Source organism: Streptomyces bobili (genome assembly GCF_002154575.1).
Lineage (GTDB): Bacteria > Actinomycetota > Actinomycetes > Streptomycetales > Streptomycetaceae > Streptomyces > Streptomyces bobili.
The window spans coordinates 42,016-60,683 of sequence record NZ_MUBA01000067.1 but is presented as its reverse complement, the minus strand read 5'-3'; the positions used below and the strand labels follow the sequence as shown (position 1 = coordinate 60,683).

The window sequence follows — 18,668 nt, the reverse complement described above, 5'->3', positions numbered from 1 at the left end:
TGGTCCGGCTACTCCACCGGCTTCGCGTAGTGCAGATCCACTGTGCCCGAGTAGCCGGGAAGAGTCACCGTGCCGTCCTCGGTGACTTTCCAGCCGAGCCCGTAGACGTTGACGTACACCATGTAGTTCTGGATCGCCTTGGAGTCCGCGAGCGCCTGCTGGAGCTTCTCCGGGTCCCCCACCGCCTGGATCTTGTACGGCGGGGAGTACACGCGGCCCTGGAGGATCAGGGTGTTGCCGACGCAGCGCACGGCGCTGGTGGAGATCAGCCGCTGGTCCATGACCTTGATGCCCTCGGCGCCGCCCTGCCAGAGGGCGTTCACCACGGCCTGGAGGTCCTGCTGGTGGATGACCAGATAGTCGGGCTGGGGCTCCGGGTAACCGGGGAGCTTGGCGGTGGCGTTCGGCGGGGCGTCGTTGAGCGTGACGGTGACCGCCCTGCCCTTGACCTTCCGGGTGCCCGCCGCGTCCTCGAGCTTGGTCAGCTTCTCGTCCTCGGCCCGGGTGCTGCCGTCGTCGGCCTCGGCCAGTGACTCGACCTGGCCGCGCAGGGCCGAGTTGGACTCCTCCGCCTGGCCGTTCTTGTGACTGCGCTCCTGGATGAGGTCGGACAGCTTGAGCAGGGAGGCGTCCGTGCGGATGTCGGTGCCCTTGGCGGTGTCGAAGCTGGTGAAGAAGATGAGCCCGGCGAGGGCGAAGACGCCGGCGGTGAGAACACGGACCGGACGGAAGCGCGGACGGCGGCCGGGAGCGGACCCCGTTGAACCCGTCCCGGGGAAGTCGGCAGAATTGCTCAACGTACCCTTATCTCCTTAGGCGCCGTAGAAGCACTACGCTAACGGACGCCCGGGGGAGCAGGTCAGTGTCCCCTTGTACGCTGCCCCGAGCCCGACCCAGTACCCTGCGCGGCCACGCAGCGCATCGACAGGAGAGACCCTCGTGCCGAAGTCACGTATCCGCAAGAAGGCCGATTACACGCCGCCGCCCGCGAAGCAGGCGACCGCCATCAAGCTCAACAGCCGTGCCTGGGTCGCGCCGGTCATGCTGGCGATGTTCCTCATCGGACTCGCCTGGATCGTCGTGTTCTACGTGACCGACGGGTCGCTGCCCATCGACGCTCTGGGCAACTGGAACATCGTGGTCGGTTTCGGCTTCATCGCCGCCGGCTTCGGCGTCTCGACCCAGTGGAAGTAGCTCCCGCACCAGCTCTCCCCACGGGTATCCACTGAGTTATCCACAGCGGTTTTCCACAGTGGGGAAAAAGAACGACCATCTGTGGATAACCTCCCGGATGTTGACGCCGGTGTGAAGAACGGCCAACAGTCGAAAACATGTTCGCCCCCTGCCTGACCTGCGGAAACACAGGTCAGTGACAGGGGGCACTGTTGTTCTCGCACGGTATGCACAAGATCGGGCACTCGCTGTGGACAACGTGAGGTCCGGGGTCGCTCAGGTGAGCTGGGCGGTCCTCAGGAGGGTGACGACCACGACCGCGGCCAGCACCAGCGCACAGGTGCCGTACTGGACCAGGGCCCGTCGGCTGCGGGGGGCATGGACCATGGCGAGACCGATGACGGCACCGCCGACGAAGCCGCCGACATGGGCCTCCCAGGAGATGTTGCTCCACCCGAAGGTGATGATCAGCGTGATCACCAGCATGGCGACGATGGGCCGCATGTCGTAGCGCTGCTGACGCATCAGGACGGCGAGGGCGCCGAAGACCCCGAGGATGGCGCCCGAAGCACCCAGCGAGGGCGCGTTGGGTTCGTTGAGCAGGTAGGCCAGCGCGCCGCCCGCCAGACCGGACAGCAGGTAGAGGGCGAGATAGCGGGTGCGGCCGAGCGCTTCCTCCACATACCGGCCGATGAACCAGAGGCTGAGCATGTTGGAGAGGATGTGGAAGTAGTCCAGGTGCAGGAACATCGAGGTCAGCAGCCGGTACGGCTGACCGTCGGCGACGCCCTGCACGGAGCCCAGCTCTGGCACGTACGCCAGCCCCAGCAGGCTGAACCGGTCGGTGAACCGGTCCCCGACGGCCATCTGCACCACGAACACCGCGACACAGAGGCCCATGAGGACCTTGGTGACCAGATGCGGGTCCGCCTCGACGGTCCCGCCGGCGAGGGTGCGGGGGCGGTTCGCGTCGGGGGCGTGCCCGGTGCCGGACCCGTTACGCACACATTCCGGACACTGGAAGCCGACGGAGGCACTCACCATGCACTCGGGGCAGATCGGGCGCTCGCAGCGCGTGCAGCGCACGCCGGTCTCGCGGCCCGCGTGCCGGTAGCAGACCGGCACACCGCTCTGGGCGTCATCCGGCCGGCTTCCTGAGGCCTGATCCATGTGCTCCCCCGATCTCTTCGTGAACAAGGCTGTGCCCCGACCGTCCTTACGGACGAGCGGGGCGATTGGTTCCCGTGGGGACCGCGGGCGAGCTAGCGCGTTTCGACGACGACCGACTCGATGACGATGTCCTTCAGCGGACGGTGGGTGCGCGGGTTGGTCTCGACGCCCGCGATCGCGTCCACCACCTTCTGGCTCGCCGGGTCGGTGACCTCGCCGAAGATGCTGTGCTTGCGGTTCAGCCAGGCCGTCGGGGAGACGGTGATGAAGAACTGCGAGCCGTTGGTGCCTGGGCCCGCGTTGGCCATCGCCAGCAGATACGGCCGGTCGAAGCGCAGGTCCGGGTGGAACTCGTCCTCGAACTGGTAGCCGGGTCCGCCCGTGCCGTTCGCCAGCGGGTCACCGCCCTGAATCATGAATCCGCTCATCACCCGGTGGAAGACCGTGCCGTCGTAGAGCTCGGCCGAGGACGTCTCACCGGTGGCGGGGTGGGTCCACTCCCGTCCCCCGGTGGCGAGGTCGACGAAGTTCTTGACCGTCCTGGGCGCGTGGTCCGGGAAGAGCCTGACCTGGATGTCACCCTGGCTGGTCTTCAGGGTGGCGTAAAGCTGCTCGGCCACGATCTGCCTTCCGTTGTCTTCCTGTAACCCATCGATCCTCGCACGCCTGCGGCGGCCCGTCGCCCGGCTGCCACCGCGTGCACAGGAACCGCCCACTTCGGCTACGGAAAAGCGCCGGACCCGTCCGGGACGGGGGCAAGGCGGGCCGATCCGTGGCATTGTCGACGACAAGTTCCCGTTGCCCCGTATTCACCTGCTCTTGTATCCGATCAAGACAACTCGGGACGTCCGGCACCCGTATGCCCGTCCGCGCATGCCCCGGAGGCCGTCGGCAGGCATGATCCGTAAAAGGGTGGAAAGTCGAAATACCGTACGCCACCGAGGAGGAGGAACCCGTGACCCGCATCGACAGCGTGCGCGCCGCGACCGGTTCGGCGAAGGACAGCGTGCTGCACGCCGCGGAAGTGGTGGCGCCCTACGCCGACACGGCCAAGGAGAGGGCCGCGCTCTACGCGCACGAGGCCCGCGTACGGCTAGCGCCCAAGGTGTCCCAAGCCGCCGAACAGGCCCGCGTCCAGTACGACGCCCGAGTGGCGCCCCGCCTTGAGCAGGCGATGGCGCATGTCCCGCCGAAGGTCGACCAGGCCGCCCATGAGGCTGCCTGCCGCACGCGCCTGGCCGCCCGGCAGGCCGCCGACTACTCCCGGCCGAAGCTCGAACAGGCGATGGCCGCGGCCGGGCCCGTGAAGGGGGAGGCCGCCGCCCGCAGCGTCGCCGCGATGGCCGCCCTGCGCGGCCAGGTGACCCCGAAGGACATCCAGAAGCTGGTGCGCAAGCACCGCCGCCGAGCCAAGGCCGGCAAGATCGCCAAGGTGCTGGCGATGGTCGGTCTGGTGGGCGGAAGCGCCTTCGCCGCCTGGAAGTGGTGGGACAAGCAGGCCAACCCGGACTGGCTGGTCGAGCCGCCCGCCGCCACCGAGGTACCCGCCGCGGGCGGTCTGACCTCCGTGGACGGCACCGGCGAGACCTCGGCGCTCGACCCCGAGGTGCAGGCGAAGGAGGACGAGGAGACCTCGAACCGCGAGGACCGCGGCTGAGCTTCTCCGCTTTCTCCGCCTTCTCCACACCTGCACGCCTGCACGGCTGTTTCACGTGAAACAGCCGTGCAGCCCGACAGCCGGCCAGCCCCCCAGCCCCACAGCTCGAGAAAAGAGCCCCTCCGTCCGGTGGTCACCGGACGGAGGGGCTCTTTCGATGTGGAGCCTAGGGGAGTCGAACCCCTGACATCTGCCATGCAAAGACAGCGCTCTACCAACTGAGCTAAGGCCCCTCGCGGGAAGCGGCCGACCGGAGGAAACGATCCCGGTGGGCGCCGAGGACCACAGTACCGGGTCACCCCCGGTATCTCGCAAAAAGATTGGGGTCCCCGCGGATGACCACTCTCCGTAAGATGCTCCGCGTGGTTCGCTACAGCGAACCGCGGTTTCTTGGGGAAGCGATGGGGAGACGCACATGGACGCCGCACAGCAGGAAGCCACCGCGAGAGCGCGGGAACTGCAGCGGAACTGGTACGGGGAGCCGCTGGGGGCGCTCTTCCGTAAGCTCATAGACGATCTTGGTCTCAACCAGGCTCGTCTCGCGGGGGTACTGGGACTGTCGGCACCGATGCTGTCCCAGCTGATGAGCGGGCAGCGGGCGAAGATCGGCAACCCCGCGGTCGTGCAGCGGGTGCAGCTGTTGCAGGAGCTGGCGGCCCAGGTCGCGGACGGCAGCGTCAGCGCCGCCGAGGCGACCGACCGTATGGACGAGATCAAGCGGTCGCAAGGGGGATCGGTGCTCAACACCACGCAGACGACCAGCGGGTCGGGTGCGCCCACGGTCAAGCGGGTCGTCCGTGAGATCCAGTCGCTGCTGCGCTCGGTGGCCGCCGCCGGCGACATCATCGACGCTGCCGACACCCTCGCCCCGACCCACCCGGAACTGGCAGAGTTCCTCAAGGTCTACGGCGCCGGCCGCACCTCGGACGCCGTGGCGCACTACCAGTCCCACCAGAACTGAGCCCCCGGCCCGGTGACCGAAGGGGGTTCGGCGACCGGGCCGACGGCACAGTGCGGTACCGCGAGGGGCGCCGGGGTGGCGCACTTCGCCGCGGGATGACGCGAGCCGGTTCGTGACGGGCCACGGGGGTCGTATCACTCATCACCGGGTAGCGAGGGGACAGCAGGGGGATTCGCGAGGGGGAGGAGCGACGCACCGCCATGGGTGAGGTCTTCGCCGCACGCTACGAACTGGCCGACCCGATCGGGCGCGGAGGGGTCGGCGCCGTCTGGCGTGCCTGGGACCATCGCCGTCGCCGCTATGTGGCCGCGAAGGTACTTCAGCAGAGCGACGCCCACGCGCTGCTCCGCTTCGTGCGCGAGCAGGCACTGCGGATCGACCATCCTCATGTCCTCGCCCCCGCCAGCTGGGCCGCCGACGACGACAAGGTCCTCTTCACCATGGACCTGGTCGCCGGGGGCTCCCTGGTCCACCTCGTGGGCGACTACGGGCCCCTCCCTCCCCTGTTCGTCTGCACCCTCGTCGACCAACTGCTGGCCGGGCTCTCCGCGGTCCACGCGGAAGGCGTCGTCCACCGTGACATCAAGCCGGCCAACATCCTGCTGGAGGCCACCGGCACGGCCAGGCCGCGGCTGCGGCTGTCCGACTTCGGCATCGCGATGCGGCTGGGTGAACCGCGCCTGACCGAGACCAACCTCGTGGTGGGAACGCCCGGTTACCTCGCCCCCGAGCAGATGATGGGCGCCGAGCCCGACTTCCCCGCCGACCTCTTCGCCGTGGGTCTGGTCGCCCTGTATCTCCTGGAGGGTGCCAAGCCGGACGCCAAAGCACTTCTCCAGTACTTCGCGGAGCATGGAACTCCGGGTGCTCCCAAGGGAGTTCCCGAGCCGCTGTGGCAGGTCGTGGCCATGCTCCTGCAGCCGGACCCACAGGCTCGCTTCCGCACGGCCACGGGTGCGCGCAAGGCCCTGGCCGCGGCCGTCGAGCTGCTCCCCGAACCGGGCCCGGACGACGAACAGATCGAGATATTCGACCAACTCGGGCCGCTGCCGGAGGGGTTCGGTCCGCAGGGACCCTCGAAGCCGGCGCCGGGAGTGGCCGGGACGCCGGCATCCTTCGGCCGGACGTCCCTGCGGCAGGACACCAGCGGGTCGACACCCGCCCGGCCGGACCGGGATCCCCTTCCGGCGTGGCCGGGCACGGCCTCCGTGACGTCCGGGACTCCGGCCCCGCCGCCGGGACCGCCCCAGGTGCAGCCTTCCGCGGCAGCTCCCGTGCAGCCTGTCGGGCCGGGGGCGGGTACGGGGGCCGTACCGAGCGGCACGGGCGTCGAAGCCGTACCGGCGTCCTCCGATCCGCGGCACGTCACGCATTCCTCGGCGCGCGGCCCACGTCAGCCCGTGGAGGCCTCGTCCGCCGGTCCCGGCCGTTCCATGTCGGACGCCGGCAGTTTCCCTCTGGCGCCCCCTCTGTACCCGGGTACGGCCCCGCGGCCGGCCCTCGTACCCCCGGGCGACGCCACCTTCGTGCTGCCGCCCCGGCCTGCGGCGGTCGAGCGGCACGGCGAGACCTCCACCGCTTCGTACACCGCTCAGGACGCGCAGGCTCCCCCTCTCTCGGCGGAGCCGGAACGCGTCCGGCGCGGGGGTCACCGCCGGGCCCGGTCGGCCCGGCGTCCCGGACCACCCGCCAAGGTCGCGCTGCCGCTCCTGCTGCTCGCTCTGGCCTGCTATGCCATCGGGTTCTGGGCGCTGGCCCGGATCTGAGCGGAGGCGCGGCGCCGGGCCGTCACCGTCCACACGCCGAGCACCAGCAGCAGGGCGCTGCCGGTGCCGAGGCCGCCCACGGCGATCGCCGTCATCGCGTCGTCGCCACCACCAGCGGCGTCGTCCGCATCGCCCGGCGAGGTGCTCCGCCCGCCCCGCGCGCCGGTGTCGAACATGCCGTCCGGCACCGATCCGCCCTGGTACGCCGGTCCGGCCTGCGCGGTCCCGTCGATCCGGACGCGCAGCTTCACGCCGTAGGGACCGTCGCCGAAGCGTTCCGCGACGTGCGCCGAGAGGTACACGGCGAGGTAGTGGAAGCCCGCGAACCGCAGGCTCTGCGTGGGGTTGGTGGGGGCGTACCGGTTGACGTGGCGGACGGGTGGCAGGGGCGGCAGGGAGGTCGACTTCTGGGTGCCGCCGTAGCCGATGCTCGTATCGGCGATCTCGGCACGCACCGGGTTGTACGCCGTCAGGTCCAGCGCGGGCACCACGAATCCGGAGTCGGTGCCCGCGCTGTCCAGGTCGACGGTGGCGTACAGCTGCTGTCCCCAGTCGACGGGCACCTTGTAGAACAGGGTCTGGCCGGGGACGATCTCGTCCCGCCAGACGCCCTGCCGTACGGCGGTCGCGTCGGAGAAGCCCGCGCCGCCCGGACGGTTCACGGGTTCCTCTACGAGGGGCGCGGGCGTGGCGGAGTTCCACACCTCGGGCACGCTCGTCGCACCGGTGCCGGTTGACGGTGGCTCGGACACGGGGGTGAGTTCCAGCTCCCAGGGTTGTCCGTCCTCGGTGCCGGTCTCGGTGCGCTCGACCACGAGGAAGTAGGTGCCGGCTTCCTGGCACAGCCCCTTGCCGGCCAGGATCTCCCGCGCCCCCCAGGCCGTGACCGGGTGCGCTTCCCTGGACGCGCCCACGGTCACGGTGTCGTAGGAGCAGCTGCCGCTGTCGGCGTTCTGCACGGACACCGTGATGCCGTCGCCGCTGGCGAGCGTGGTGCCCGCGCGCGGGACGGCGGTGACGGAGACGTACGAGGTCTCCGCGGCGTCGAGCTCCAGCCTGTAGTACGCCTTCTCGCGGCCCGTGAGAGCACTGCGGTACGTGGTGCCCGGCTCCAGGCGTACGGCGTCGGTCGTGCCCTTGGCGGCGGTGATGGCGCGGGCGTTCCGGTCGAAGGCGTAGGGCGGCGCCTCCGCAGTACCGGCGGCCTCGGCCACGGTGCCCGGCAGCCCGGCCGAGGCCACGCAGAACGCCGCCGCCACCGCGGTGATCCGCCCGGCCGCCGTCCGCACCACGGTTTCGCGAAGCGCGGTCGCCCACCCCCTGCGCCGGCCCATCACACGCCCCCTCGCCCTCGCGCACGGGCCCTGTCCGGACCCGGCCGTGGGCCATCCTGCCCTGCCGGCCCACAGGGCACCCGCGCATCCCGCACGAACGTCCGAAACGGATGCCTTCGATCCGTGGCGACTGCCTCTAGCCGGGTCGGGGATTCCCCGCAACACAAAACCCCGACCGCGCTGAGCGGCCGGGGTCTGATCAGTTTTCGGTATCGGTACTCAAGAACCCGTGGGCACGGAGTCGGTCGCCTCCGTCCACAGATCCTGCTCGGCGCGATCCGCCTGGATCTGGCGGTACACGAGGAGCCCGCCGATGGCGGCCAGTGCGACCAGGAGAAGCTTCTTCACCGCGCGACCTCGTCTTTCCTTGACGTAGGGGACTTCTGGCGCCCGACTATACACACCGGCCGATACCGATCGGTGACCTGCGTCGGCCCCTCAACTCCCGCCCTCGACAGCCCAGTAGACCGGCCGTCGGCAGAGGATCAGACCCTCGGATCGGAGGGTGATCACATCCGCACGGACGGTGACTTCGCCCGCCTTCGGGGGGCTATCGGCCCACTTGCGCCCATCCGGGTGGTGTTCATCGGAACAACGCCACGCCACGAGCGTTGGTCCACCACTTCGCGTCCCTCATACACATCATGAGGAAAGTACGCAAATCGCCCAACCCGAAAGTGAGGGGCCATGACCGACAACCGGGTCATGAAGCTGTGGACCGTCATCGTCACCGCCTTCCTCGCGCTGTGCACGGCGCTCGGACTCGTCACCACCACCGCCACGGCGGCGGTAGCGCAGAGCGAGCCGATGCGCAACAGCAGCGAGACCGGCAGCGCCGTACCGGCGAACGTGGCGGCCTCCTCACCCTGGGCCTGGATCCTCGCCCGATCCCTGCCCCCCACGATGAAGCAGCGCATCCATGCCGAGGCCCACGGCAAGTCCCCCAGCTGTCGCCACCGCCCGCTCCCCGAGACGGAAGCGGACGACCACCTCACGGCCTCCTGCGACGACCTCGAGACCGGCCCCGCCGCCGAGCCCGCCGTACCCCTGCAGCGCTGACACCCCGGCACACCGTGCCGCACCCCACCACGATCACGACGTAACGGCGAACTTGCGTACAGCCGCACGATGCAGGCCCGGCAGCTCCCCTGGAGCAACCGGGCCTTCGCCATGTCCGCCCCCGAACCGGCCCACCCGGCCACCGAACACACCGCCGCACGCCGGCCGGTCCGCCGGCCACCGAACACACCGCAAGCTGGCCGGTCCGCCGGCTCTCCGGCCCTCCGGCCGACGCGCCCAGCCATCCCCGGGTGCTCCCCGCAGCGCCCGGCCCGACCTCCCGGCCGCCACACCCTCACCGCGGCAGGCCCCACAGCCGCCGCACCCTCACCGCGGCAGGCCCCACAGCCGCCGCACCCAGAACATCGGGACTCTGGGGCCGCCCCGCTCCCGATCCCGCGCAACTCCCCGCGCTCACACGCCGAAGGCCCCCAACCTGATGGTTGGGGGCCTTCGTACTGGTGGGGCTAACAGGATTTGAACCTGTGGCCTCATCCTTATCAGGGATGCGCTCTAACCAACTGAGCTATAGCCCCGCCGCGCTCTGCGGTGTATGTCCCGCGCGCTGACCCCTGAAGATTAGCGCACGACGTGGGCAGTCCCAAAATCGGTTGTCGCCGGAGGTTCGGCGAAGGTTTGGAACGACGCCGACGGCTAAGTCACTCGTCTTCGGCGAGGGTCAGCTCGACGCCGCCCACGAAGCCCGCGGAGAGGTTGTAGATGAACGCGCCGAGCGTCGCGAGAGCCGTCGCGAGGACGACGTCGATGACCGCGATGACCGTCGTGAACAGCAGCACGTTGGGCAGGGAGAGGAAGGACTGGAGGTCGAAGCCGTTCGACTCGTTGGAACCGGTCGCTTCCGAGATCGTGCCGCCGACCGTCGAGAAGACGCCCATCGCGTCCATGACCATCCACAGGACGGCCGACGCGATGATCGTGCAGATCCCCAGCGCGATGGAGAGCAGGAAGCTGACCTTCATCACCGACCACGGGTCGGCCTTCGCCACCCGCAGCCGCGCCTTGCGCACCCGGGGTGTGGTCCGGGCGCCGGTGCGCGGTCGGCGGACCGCGCCGGCCGGGGCGGGAGTCGAGTAGGCCTGCGGCGGGTGGTAGGGCCCGGCGGGCTGCTGTCCCTGGCGTTCACCGGGCAGCGGGGAGGCCGGCTGGGCCTCGGGACCGGCCTTGCCCGTGCCGGCCGCGTACTGCTGGGTCTGCGGACCTCGGGTGTCCGTCACAGTTCCCCCCTGGGATCCATGCGTGTCGGGCGAGTGCGAGTCTTTCGCGGGTGACTTGATCGCCTGGAGGTTGGTCGTGTGCGGATCCGTCGCGCGCGCGTCGGCCGTCCGGGCGTCGGTTCCCCGCCCGTCGGTGGTCCGCGCCTCGGTCGTACGCGCGTCCTTGGTCACCGCGGCGGAGCCACGGCCGCCGTCCGTTTCCGTACCGGTGGAGGTACCGGCCGAAGGGTCGGCAGAGGTGCCGGCCGATGTTCCGACCGAACCGGCGCCCGTGGCTCCGCTCACGATGACTCACTCCTCGTGCTACTCGGTCGAGGGCGCCTCACCCTCGTCCGTGCCGCTGGTCGCGGCGTCCTCGACGGTCTCTTCGACGGCTACGTCGCCGTCGATCTCCACCGCCTCGCGCCCCGCCTCGGCGTTACGTGCGATGCCGACCACGGCATCGCGCTTGCCCAGGTTGATCAGTTGGACGCCCATGGTGTCACGGCCCGTCTCCCTGACCTCGTTGACTCGCGTACGAATCACACCGCCGGACAGCGAGATGGCGAGGATCTCGTCCGTCTCCTCGACGATCAGCGCGCCGACCAGCGAACCGCGGTCCTCCACGATCTTGGCAGCCTTGATTCCCAGGCCACCGCGACCCTGGACGCGGTACTCGTCGACGTTGGTCCGCTTCGCGTACCCACCGTCTGTGGCAGTGAACACGAACGTACCGGGTCGAACAACATTCATCGAGAGCAGCTCGTCGCTCGAACGGAAACTCATACCCTTGACGCCCGAGGTGGCACGGCCCATCGGGCGCAGAGTGTCGTCCGACGCGGTGAACCTGATCGATTGGGCCTTCTTGCTGATCAGCAGTAGATCATCATCGGCCGAGACGAGTTCGGCTCCGATCAGTTCATCGTCGGATCCGTCCTCCCGCTCCCGCAGGTTGATCGCGATGACACCGCCGGAACGCGGCGAATCGTAATCCTTCAGAGGCGTCTTCTTGACCAGACCGCCCTTGGTGGCCAGGACCAGGTACGGCGCCGCCTCGTAGTCGCGGATCGCGAGGATCTCGGCGATCGACTCGTCCGGCAGGAAGGCCAGCAGGTTCGCCACGTGCTGTCCACGCGCGTCGCGCCCCGCGTCGGGCAGCTCGTAGGCCTTCGCGCGGTAGACGCGGCCCTTGTTGGTGAAGAACAGCAGCCAGTGGTGCGTGGTGGAGACGAAGAAGTGGTCGACGATGTCGTCCTCCTTCAGCTTCGCGCCCCGTACGCCCTTGCCACCGCGCTTCTGCGCCCGGTAGTCGTCGGCCTTGGTCCGCTTGACGTAGCCACCGCGCGTGACGGTGACGACGATGTCCTCCTCGGCGATGAGGTCCTCGATGGACATGTCACCGTCGTAGGGGATCAGCTGGGTCTTGCGGTCGTCGCCGTACTTCTCGACGATCGCGGCCAGCTCGGCGCTGACGATGCCGCGCTGCCGGACCGGCGAGGCGAGGATCGCGTTGTACTCGGTGATCTTCGCCTGGAGCTCGTCGTGCTCCTGGACGATCTTCTGACGCTCCAGGGCGGCCAGCCGGCGCAGCTGCATCTCGAGGATGGCATTCGCCTGGATCTCGTCGATCTCCAGGAGCTCCATCAGGCCCGTGCGCGCGATGTCGACGGTGTCGCTGCGCCGGATCAGCGCGATGACGTCGTCGATGGCGTCCAGGGCCTTCAGCAGGCCGCGCAGGATGTGCGCCCGCTCCTCGGCCTTGCGCAGCCGGAACTTCGTACGGCGGACGATGACCTCGATCTGGTGCGTCACCCAGTGGCGGATGAACGCGTCCAGGGACAGCGTGCGCGGCACACCGTCGACCAGCGCCAGCATGTTGGCGCCGAAGTTCGTCTGGAGGTCGGTGTGCTTGTACAGGTTGTTCAGGACGACCTTGGCGACCGCGTCGCGCTTGAGGACGATCACCAGGCGCTGGCCCGTGCGCGACGAGGTCTCGTCACGGACGTCCGCGATGCCGCCGATCTTGCCGTCCTTCACCAGGTCGGCGATCTTCTGCGCGAGGTTGTCCGGGTTGACCTGGTAGGGCAGCTCCGTGACCACCAGGCACTGGCGGTTCTGGATCTCCTCGACCTCGACGACCGCGCGCATGGTGATGGAGCCACGGCCCGTGCGGTAAGCCTCCTCGATGCCCTTGCGGCCGACGACGAGGGCGCCGGTCGGGAAGTCGGGGCCCTTGATGCGCTCGATCAGCGCGTCCAGGAGCTCCTCGTGCGAGGCCTCCGGGTTCTCCAGGTACCACTGGGCACCGGACGCCACCTCGCGCAGGTTGTGCGCGGGGATGTTGGTCGCCATGCCGACCGCGATACCGGCCGAACCGTTGATCAGCAGGTTCGGGAAGCGGGCCGGCAGGACGGTCGGCTCCTGGGAGCGGCCGTCGTAGTTGTCCGTGAAGTCGACGGTCTCCTCGTCGATGTCGCGGACCATCTCCATCGACAGCGGCGCCATCTTGCACTCGGTGTAGCGCATGGCCGCCGCCGGGTCGTTGCCCGGCGAGCCGAAGTTGCCGTTGGAGTCCACGAGCGGCATGCGCATCGACCACGACTGCGCGAGGCGGACCAGCGCGTCGTAGATCGAGGAGTCGCCGTGCGGGTGGTAGTTGCCCATGACGTCGCCGACGACGCGGGCGCACTTGTAGAAGCCTCGCTCGGGGCGGTAGCCGCCGTCGTACATGGCGTACAGGACACGGCGGTGGACGGGCTTGAGGCCGTCGCGGACGTCCGGCAGCGCACGCGAGACGATGACGGACATCGCGTAGTCGAGGTACGAGCGCTGCATTTCCGTCTCGAGCCCGACGGGCTCGATGCGCATGGCGATTTCGCCGCCCTCTTCAGGGCTGACGGGAGTGTTCTCGTCGGTCATTGCTGGTGTTGATCCTTCCTGGTCCGGTCAGCTGAGACCGACTCAGATGTCGAGGAAGCGGACGTCCTTGGCGTTGCGCTGGATGAAGGCGCGGCGCGCCTCGACGTCCTCGCCCATGAGGACCGAGAACAGGTCGTCGGCCTGTGCGGCGTCATCGAGGGTGACCTGGCCGAGGACGCGGTGTTCCTGGTCCATCGTGGTGATGCGCAGCTCCTCGGCGTTCATCTCGCCGAGGCCCTTGAAGCGCTGGATCGAGTCCTCGCGGACCCGCTTGCCGCGCTGGCGGCCCATCTCGAGCAGCGCGTCGCGCTCGCGGTCGGAGTACGCGTACTCAATGTCGTCCCGGCCCCACTTGATCTTGTAGAGCGGGGGACGGGAGAGGTACACGTGCCCGGCTTCGACCAGCGGCCGCATGAAGCGGAACAGGAAGGTCAGCAGCAGAGTGCTGATGTGCTGGCCGTCGACGTCGGCGTCCGCCATCAGGATGATCTTGTGATAGCGGAGCTTCTCGATGTCGAAGTCCTCGTGAACGCCCGTGCCGAACGCGGAGATCAGGGCCTGGATCTCCTGGTTCTGCAGGATCTTGTCGATCCTGGCCTTCTCGACGTTGAGGATCTTGCCGCGGATCGGGAGGATCGCCTGGTACTGCGGGTTGCGGCCGGACTTGGCCGAGCCGCCGGCGGAGTCACCCTCGACGATGAAGATCTCGCACTTGGTGGGGTCGTTCGACTGGCAGTCGGAGAGCTTGCCCGGCAGGGACGCCGACTCCAGCAGGCCCTTGCGGCGCGTGAGGTCGCGGGCCTTGCGGGCCGCCACGCGCGCGGTGGCCGCCTGGATGCCCTTGCGGACGATGTCCGCCGCCTCGACCGGGTTGCGGTCCAGCCAGTCGTTGAGGTGCTCGTAGACCGCCTTCTGGACGAAGGTCTTGGCCTCCGTGTTGCCGAGCTTGGTCTTGGTCTGGCCCTCGAACTGGGGCTCGCTCAGCTTCACCGAGATGATCGCGGTCAGACCCTCGCGGATGTCGTCACCCGTGAGGTTGTCGTCCTTCTCGCGCAGCAGCCGCTTGTCGCGCGCGTACTTGTTGACCAGGTTGGTCAGCGCCGCGCGGAAGCCCTCCTCGTGCGTACCGCCCTCGTGCGTGTGGATGATGTTGGCGAACGAGTAGACACCCTCGCTGTAGCCGCTGTTCCACTGCATCGCGACCTCGAGGGACAGGCTCTTGTCCTTGTCCTCCGCCTCGAGGTCGATCACCGTCGGGTGCACCGCTTCGCCCTTGCGGGAGTTGAGGTACTTCACGAAGTCGACGATGCCGCCCTCGTAGTGGTACGTGACGGTCTTGACCTCGTCCTTGTCGTCCGCACCCGCCTCGTCCGCGCCGGCGGTGGCCTTCGCCGACTCGCGCTCGTCGGTGAGTTTGATCGTCAAACCCTTGTTGAGGAACGCCATCTCCTGGAAGCGCCGCGACAGCGTCTCGAAGGAGTACTCGAGGGTCTCGAAGATGTCGCCGTCGGCCCAGAAGGTGACCGACGTGCCGGTCTCCTCGATCGCCTCGTGCTTGGAGAGCGGCGCCGTGGGGACGCCCATCTTGTACTCCTGGGTCCACCGGTGACCGTCGGTGCGGACCTCCACGGAGACCTTGCTCGACAGGGCGTTCACCACGGAGACGCCCACGCCGTGCAGACCGCCGGAGACCGCGTAGCCGCCGCCGCCGAACTTGCCGCCCGCGTGCAGCACGGTCAGGACGACCTCCAGGGCCGGCTTGCCCTCCGAGGGAACGATGCCGACCGGGATGCCACGGCCGTTGTCGATCACTCGGACGCCGCCGTCGGCCAGGATCGTCACGTCGATCGTGTCCGCGTGGCCGGCCAGCGCCTCGTCGACGGAGTTGTCCACGACCTCGTACACGAGGTGGTGCAGGCCGCGCTCGCCGGTCGAACCGATGTACATACCGGGTCGCTTGCGGACCGCGTCCAAGCCCTCGAGGACGGTGATGGCACTGGCGTCGTAGGAGGCCGTGACCTCGCTGCCGAGGGTCATGGCCGCGCGGACGACGCCGGCGTCGGTGGACGGGATGTTCTCGTTGGGGTTGCCGGAATCGGCCACGAAGCGCCCTTTCTGGCACAGCACGAGCCGGGCTCGTCGGCGGGTTGCCGGAGCGGCTGCGGCATGTTGCGTTGGTAAGCCTTGATCAGCGTTGCTCAGCGTTTCCCGGGCGGTCCCCACGTTTGGGGCGGGATTCGCTTCCAGTCTACCGGTAGCGCCGACAGTGATGGGGGTTTGCCGGTACCTGAGTCCGCATGTGCCGCCCTCAACTGGTCTCCGCCGGGTCCCCATATACGGAACGGGCTTCCAAGAGGCTCACGGAGGCACTCAGCGCTTCCAGGTGTCAACCCTTGGCTACTGGCGAGTCAACTCCGCGCACACCACCCCGTCCGGACCCGCGCGGACTCTTCCGGACGGGCTCCGCACGCCTGCGGACGGCAAGCCCCGCACCGGGCCACACGGTCCCCGAAAGACGACGGCCGGGACGGTACGACAGCACCGTCCCGGCCGCAGCACGTGACGCATGTCACCCGTAGGTGTCTCCGGGCCCCTTGCTGCCCGGGGCCCGCAGAGGGCCGTAGCGACGGACCGGACCCGCCGGGCCCTGCACCCTGATGTGCTGCACCCTGCCGTGGCCGAGGTCCTCGTTGAGGCGGGCGACCAGCGTCGGGGCGAGCAGCCGCAGGTTCGTCGCCCAGGCCGTGGAGTCGCAGCGCACGAACAGCACCCGCTCGTCCTCGTCGTACCGCTCCGGTTCGCAGTGCTTGGCGATGTCCTCACCGACGATCTGCGGCCAGCGCCCCATCACCCCGCCCACCGCGGCCGGCGCCTCCCAGCCCCGCTCGGTGAGGAGCCGGTTGATCGCCGAGCCGAGCGCCATGGGGTCGCGGCCGTCCGCGCGCGCCCCGGAGCGCAGACCGCCCCCGCGCCGCGCCTGCTTCTTCTGCTGCGCCGCATCCCCCCGCGCGCGTGCCTGCTCGCGCGCCGCCCGCAGCGCCACGCGCGCGAGATCGACACCGGAGGGCTCGGGCATTCTCTTCGGCTCCGGAGCCGCCTTGGCATCGGGCGACGTCTTCGCATCGGGCGACTTCTTCGGCTCCTGCGCCGTCATACGCGCTCCACCGACCCCTCCGCCACGGAGTACCGCGCGCCCGCGAGCACATGCGGTACGTCGTCGTCGACGGCGGCCGTGACCAGCACCTGCTCACCGGGCGCGACCAGCTCGGCCAGCCGCTCACGCCGCCGGGTGTCCAGCTCGGCGAAGACGTCGTCGAGCACCAGGACCGGCTCGTTGCCCTCGGCCCGCAGCAGGTCGTAGGAGGCCAGCCGCAGCGCGAGCGCGTAGGACCAGGACTCGCCGTGGGAGGCGTATCCCTTGGCGGGCAGCTGACCGAGTTTGAGCAGCACATCGTCCCGGTGCGGACCCGCGAGCGTGACGCCCCGTTCGATCTCCTGCTTGCGGACGTCCACGAGCGCGCCCATCAACTGCTCGTAGAGGTCCTCGCGCGTGTGCGCCTCGCCCGGCGCCGACGCTTTGTACTCCAGCGCGACCGGGCCGCCACCCGGGGCCAGCTGTTCGTACGCCTTGTCGGCGAGCGGCTGGATCGCGGCGATCAGGTCGAGACGCTGGGCGAGCAGCTCGGCGCCCACGCGCGCGAGGTGCTGGTCCCACACGTCGAGCGTGGACAGGTCCATGGTCCGGCCACCGTGCCGGCGCGCCAGCGCGGCGGACTTCAGCAGGGTGTTGCGCTGCCTGAGCACCCGCTCGTAGTCGGAGCGCACGCCCGCCATCCGCGGGGAGCGCGCGGTGATCAGCTCGTCGAGGAACCGGCGGCGCTCACCGGGATCGCCCTTCACCAGGGCGAGGTCCTCGGGCGCGAACAGCACGGTCCGGACGATCCCCAGCACATCACGCGGCTTGACCTGCGAGGACCGGTTGATACGGGCCCGGTTGGCCTTGCCGGGGTTCAGCTCCAGCTCGACCAGCTGCTGCCGCTCGCCCTGGCGGACCTGCGCCCGGATGACGGCGCGCTCGGCGCCCATGCGCACCAGGGGAGCGTCGGAGGCGACCCGGTGACTGCCGAGGGTGGCGAGATAGCCGACGGCCTCGACGAGGTTCGTCTTGCCCTGCCCGTTGGGGCCCACGAACGCGGTGACGCCCGGGTCGAGCGGGACTTCGACCCGGGCGTACGAGCGGAAGTCGGCCAGCGACAGATGCGTGACGTGCATGGTCGTTTCGCCGACCTCCCCCGGCGTTGTGGACCGCCGAAACAAACGATCCTGTGAGGGGCCGCGGAAACGGCCCGCTGGACTACTTCTTCTCGACCGCGTGGCCGCCGAACTGGTTGCGCAGCGCGGCGATCATCTTCATCTGCGGTGAGTCCTCCTGACGGGAGGCGAACCGCGCGAACAGGGACGCCGTGATCGCCGGGAGCGGCACGGCGTTGTCGATGGCCGCCTCGACGGTCCAGCGGCCCTCGCCGGAGTCCTGCGCGTAGCCGCGCAGCTTGTCGAGGTGCTCGTCGTCGTCGAGAGCGTTGACCGCGAGGTCGAGGAGCCAGGACCGGATGACGGTCCCTTCCTGCCAGGAGCGGAACACCTCGCGGACGTCGGTGACCGAGTCCACCTTCTCCAGCAGCTCCCAGCCCTCGGCGTAGGCCTGCATCATGGCGTACTCGATGCCGTTGTGGACCATCTTCGCGAAGTGGCCGGCGCCGACCTTGCCCGCGTGCACCGCACCGAAGTCACCCTCGGGCTTGAGCGCGTCGAAGACCGGCTGCACCTTGGCGACGTTCTCCGCGTCACCGCCGTACATCAGCGCATAGCCGTTCTCCAGGCCCCAGACGCCGCCGGAGACGCCGCAGTCGACGAAGCCGATGCCCTTGGCCGCCAGCTCCTCGGCGTGCCTCTCGTCGTCCGTCCAGCGGGAGTTGCCGCCGTCCACGACGACATCGCCCGGCTCCAGCAGCTCGCCCAGCTCGTCGACGGTCGTCTGGGTGGCGGCACCGGCCGGGACCATCACCCAGACGACGCGCGGGCCCTTGAGCTTGCCCACAAGCTCGGAGAGGCTGTGCACATCGGCGAGGTCCGGGTTGCGGTCGTATCCGATGACGGTGTGGCCTGCGCGGCGGATCCGCTCACGCATGTTGCCGCCCATCTTGCCGAGGCCGACGAGACCGAGCTCCATCAGTTGTTCCTTAGGTCGCTGTGTGGCGTGTGGGGCACCTTCGTACCCATGTCCGAGCCTAAACCCGGACCGTCACGCACACCTGTGGGCATACGCGCTCAAACGTACGGCCCCATTCGCGCGCTCACCTGCGGCTTCTACGGCTTCACCCACAGGCCGGGAACCGTTCCTCCACGGCCTGTGGA

At 69.3% G+C, this 18,668-nt stretch carries 16 protein-coding genes and 2 tRNA genes; 5 read left to right on the top strand and 13 right to left on the bottom strand.

Translation table 11 applies throughout. The features are described 5' to 3' along the window. Nucleotides 1–8 precede the first annotated feature (8 nt). Nucleotides 9–797: a DUF881 domain-containing protein gene (locus BZL64_RS06665; protein WP_086767095.1), complete on the bottom strand. Its 789-nt coding sequence runs from the start codon at nt 795–797 to the stop codon at nt 9–11. Nucleotides 798–939: 142 nt separating this feature from the next. Between BZL64_RS06665 and crgA the strand changes: the two genes are divergently transcribed. Next, nucleotides 940–1,194 (top strand): cell division protein CrgA, encoded by a 255-nt coding sequence (crgA, locus tag BZL64_RS06660; RefSeq protein WP_086767093.1) that lies wholly within the window; start codon nt 940–942, stop codon nt 1,192–1,194. A gap of 255 nt (nt 1,195–1,449) precedes the next feature. Here the strand turns inward: crgA and BZL64_RS06655 are convergent, their stop codons facing one another. Together BZL64_RS06655 and BZL64_RS06650 are read right to left on the bottom strand one after the other, a co-directional pair. Next, a complete protein-coding gene (locus BZL64_RS06655) occupies nt 1,450–2,343 on the bottom strand; it encodes a rhomboid family intramembrane serine protease (protein ID WP_086767091.1) in 894 nt (297 codons plus the stop codon). Between the two features lie 92 nt (nt 2,344–2,435). Continuing rightward, nucleotides 2,436–2,963 (bottom strand): peptidylprolyl isomerase, encoded by a 528-nt coding sequence (locus BZL64_RS06650; protein WP_086767089.1) that lies wholly within the window; start codon nt 2,961–2,963, stop codon nt 2,436–2,438. Nucleotides 2,964–3,298: 335 nt separating this feature from the next. On the opposite strand from BZL64_RS06650, the gene BZL64_RS06645 reads away from it, so the two are divergent. Further along, nucleotides 3,299–4,000, top strand: coding sequence for a DUF5324 family protein (locus tag BZL64_RS06645; RefSeq protein ID WP_086767087.1), 702 nt, complete (start codon nt 3,299–3,301; stop codon nt 3,998–4,000). A gap of 160 nt (nt 4,001–4,160) precedes the next feature. On the opposite strand, the gene BZL64_RS06640 is transcribed toward BZL64_RS06645, so the two are convergent. Next, nucleotides 4,161–4,233 (bottom strand) — tRNA-Ala (locus BZL64_RS06640). A 182-nt stretch (nt 4,234–4,415) separates the two neighbouring features. Between BZL64_RS06640 and BZL64_RS06635 the strand changes: the two genes are divergently transcribed. Next, nucleotides 4,416–4,961: a helix-turn-helix domain-containing protein gene (locus tag BZL64_RS06635; protein ID WP_086767086.1), complete on the top strand. Its 546-nt coding sequence runs from the start codon at nt 4,416–4,418 to the stop codon at nt 4,959–4,961. A 200-nt stretch (nt 4,962–5,161) separates the two neighbouring features. Then, nucleotides 5,162–6,727: a serine/threonine-protein kinase gene (locus tag BZL64_RS06630; protein ID WP_086767084.1), complete on the top strand. Its 1,566-nt coding sequence runs from the start codon at nt 5,162–5,164 to the stop codon at nt 6,725–6,727. On the opposite strand, the gene BZL64_RS06625 is transcribed toward BZL64_RS06630, so the two are convergent. Next, a complete protein-coding gene (locus BZL64_RS06625) occupies nt 6,691–8,061 on the bottom strand; it encodes a hypothetical protein (protein WP_244205235.1) in 1,371 nt (456 codons plus the stop codon). The genes BZL64_RS06630 and BZL64_RS06625 overlap by 37 nt on opposite strands. Nucleotides 8,062–8,280: 219 nt before the next feature. Next, nucleotides 8,281–8,409 (bottom strand): DLW-39 family protein, encoded by a 129-nt coding sequence (locus BZL64_RS06620; protein WP_003999697.1) that lies wholly within the window; start codon nt 8,407–8,409, stop codon nt 8,281–8,283. A 339-nt stretch (nt 8,410–8,748) separates the two neighbouring features. Between BZL64_RS06620 and BZL64_RS06615 the strand changes: the two genes are divergently transcribed. Beyond that, nucleotides 8,749–9,120 (top strand): DUF6344 domain-containing protein, encoded by a 372-nt coding sequence (locus BZL64_RS06615; RefSeq protein ID WP_086767080.1) that lies wholly within the window; start codon nt 8,749–8,751, stop codon nt 9,118–9,120. A gap of 459 nt (nt 9,121–9,579) precedes the next feature. Here BZL64_RS06615 and BZL64_RS06610 read toward each other — a convergent pair. The 7 genes from BZL64_RS06610 to gnd all read right to left on the bottom strand — a co-directional run bounded on the left by BZL64_RS06610 (nt 9,580) and on the right by gnd (nt 18,483). Further along, a tRNA-Ile gene (locus BZL64_RS06610) sits at nt 9,580–9,656 on the bottom strand. A 123-nt stretch (nt 9,657–9,779) separates the two neighbouring features. Next, the gene (locus BZL64_RS06605; protein ID WP_086767078.1) at nt 9,780–10,640 is read right to left on the bottom strand and encodes a DUF3566 domain-containing protein; all 861 of its coding nucleotides are present in this window, start codon (nt 10,638–10,640) and stop codon (nt 9,780–9,782) included. Between the two features lie 18 nt (nt 10,641–10,658). After that, on the bottom strand, nt 10,659–13,253 hold the full coding sequence (gyrA, locus tag BZL64_RS06600; protein WP_086767076.1) for a DNA gyrase subunit A: 2,595 nt from the start codon (nt 13,251–13,253) through the stop codon (nt 10,659–10,661). Nucleotides 13,254–13,295: 42 nt separating this feature from the next. Continuing rightward, entirely contained in the window at nt 13,296–15,356 is a 2,061-nt protein-coding gene (gene gyrB / locus BZL64_RS06595; protein ID WP_208639380.1) for a DNA topoisomerase (ATP-hydrolyzing) subunit B, read from the bottom strand. Between the two features lie 466 nt (nt 15,357–15,822). Further along, entirely contained in the window at nt 15,823–16,407 is a 585-nt protein-coding gene (locus BZL64_RS06590) for a DciA family protein (protein ID WP_425276019.1), read from the bottom strand. Continuing rightward, nucleotides 16,404–17,525 carry a DNA replication/repair protein RecF gene (recF, locus tag BZL64_RS06585; protein WP_086767072.1) on the bottom strand — a complete coding sequence of 374 codons (1,122 nt, stop codon included), beginning with the start codon at nt 17,523–17,525 and terminating at the stop codon, nt 16,404–16,406. Before recF ends, BZL64_RS06590 begins: the two co-directional genes overlap by 4 nt. A gap of 82 nt (nt 17,526–17,607) precedes the next feature. Then, a complete protein-coding gene (gene gnd / locus BZL64_RS06580; RefSeq protein WP_086767070.1) occupies nt 17,608–18,483 on the bottom strand; it encodes a phosphogluconate dehydrogenase (NAD(+)-dependent, decarboxylating) in 876 nt (291 codons plus the stop codon). Nucleotides 18,484–18,668: the final 185 nt, after the last annotated feature.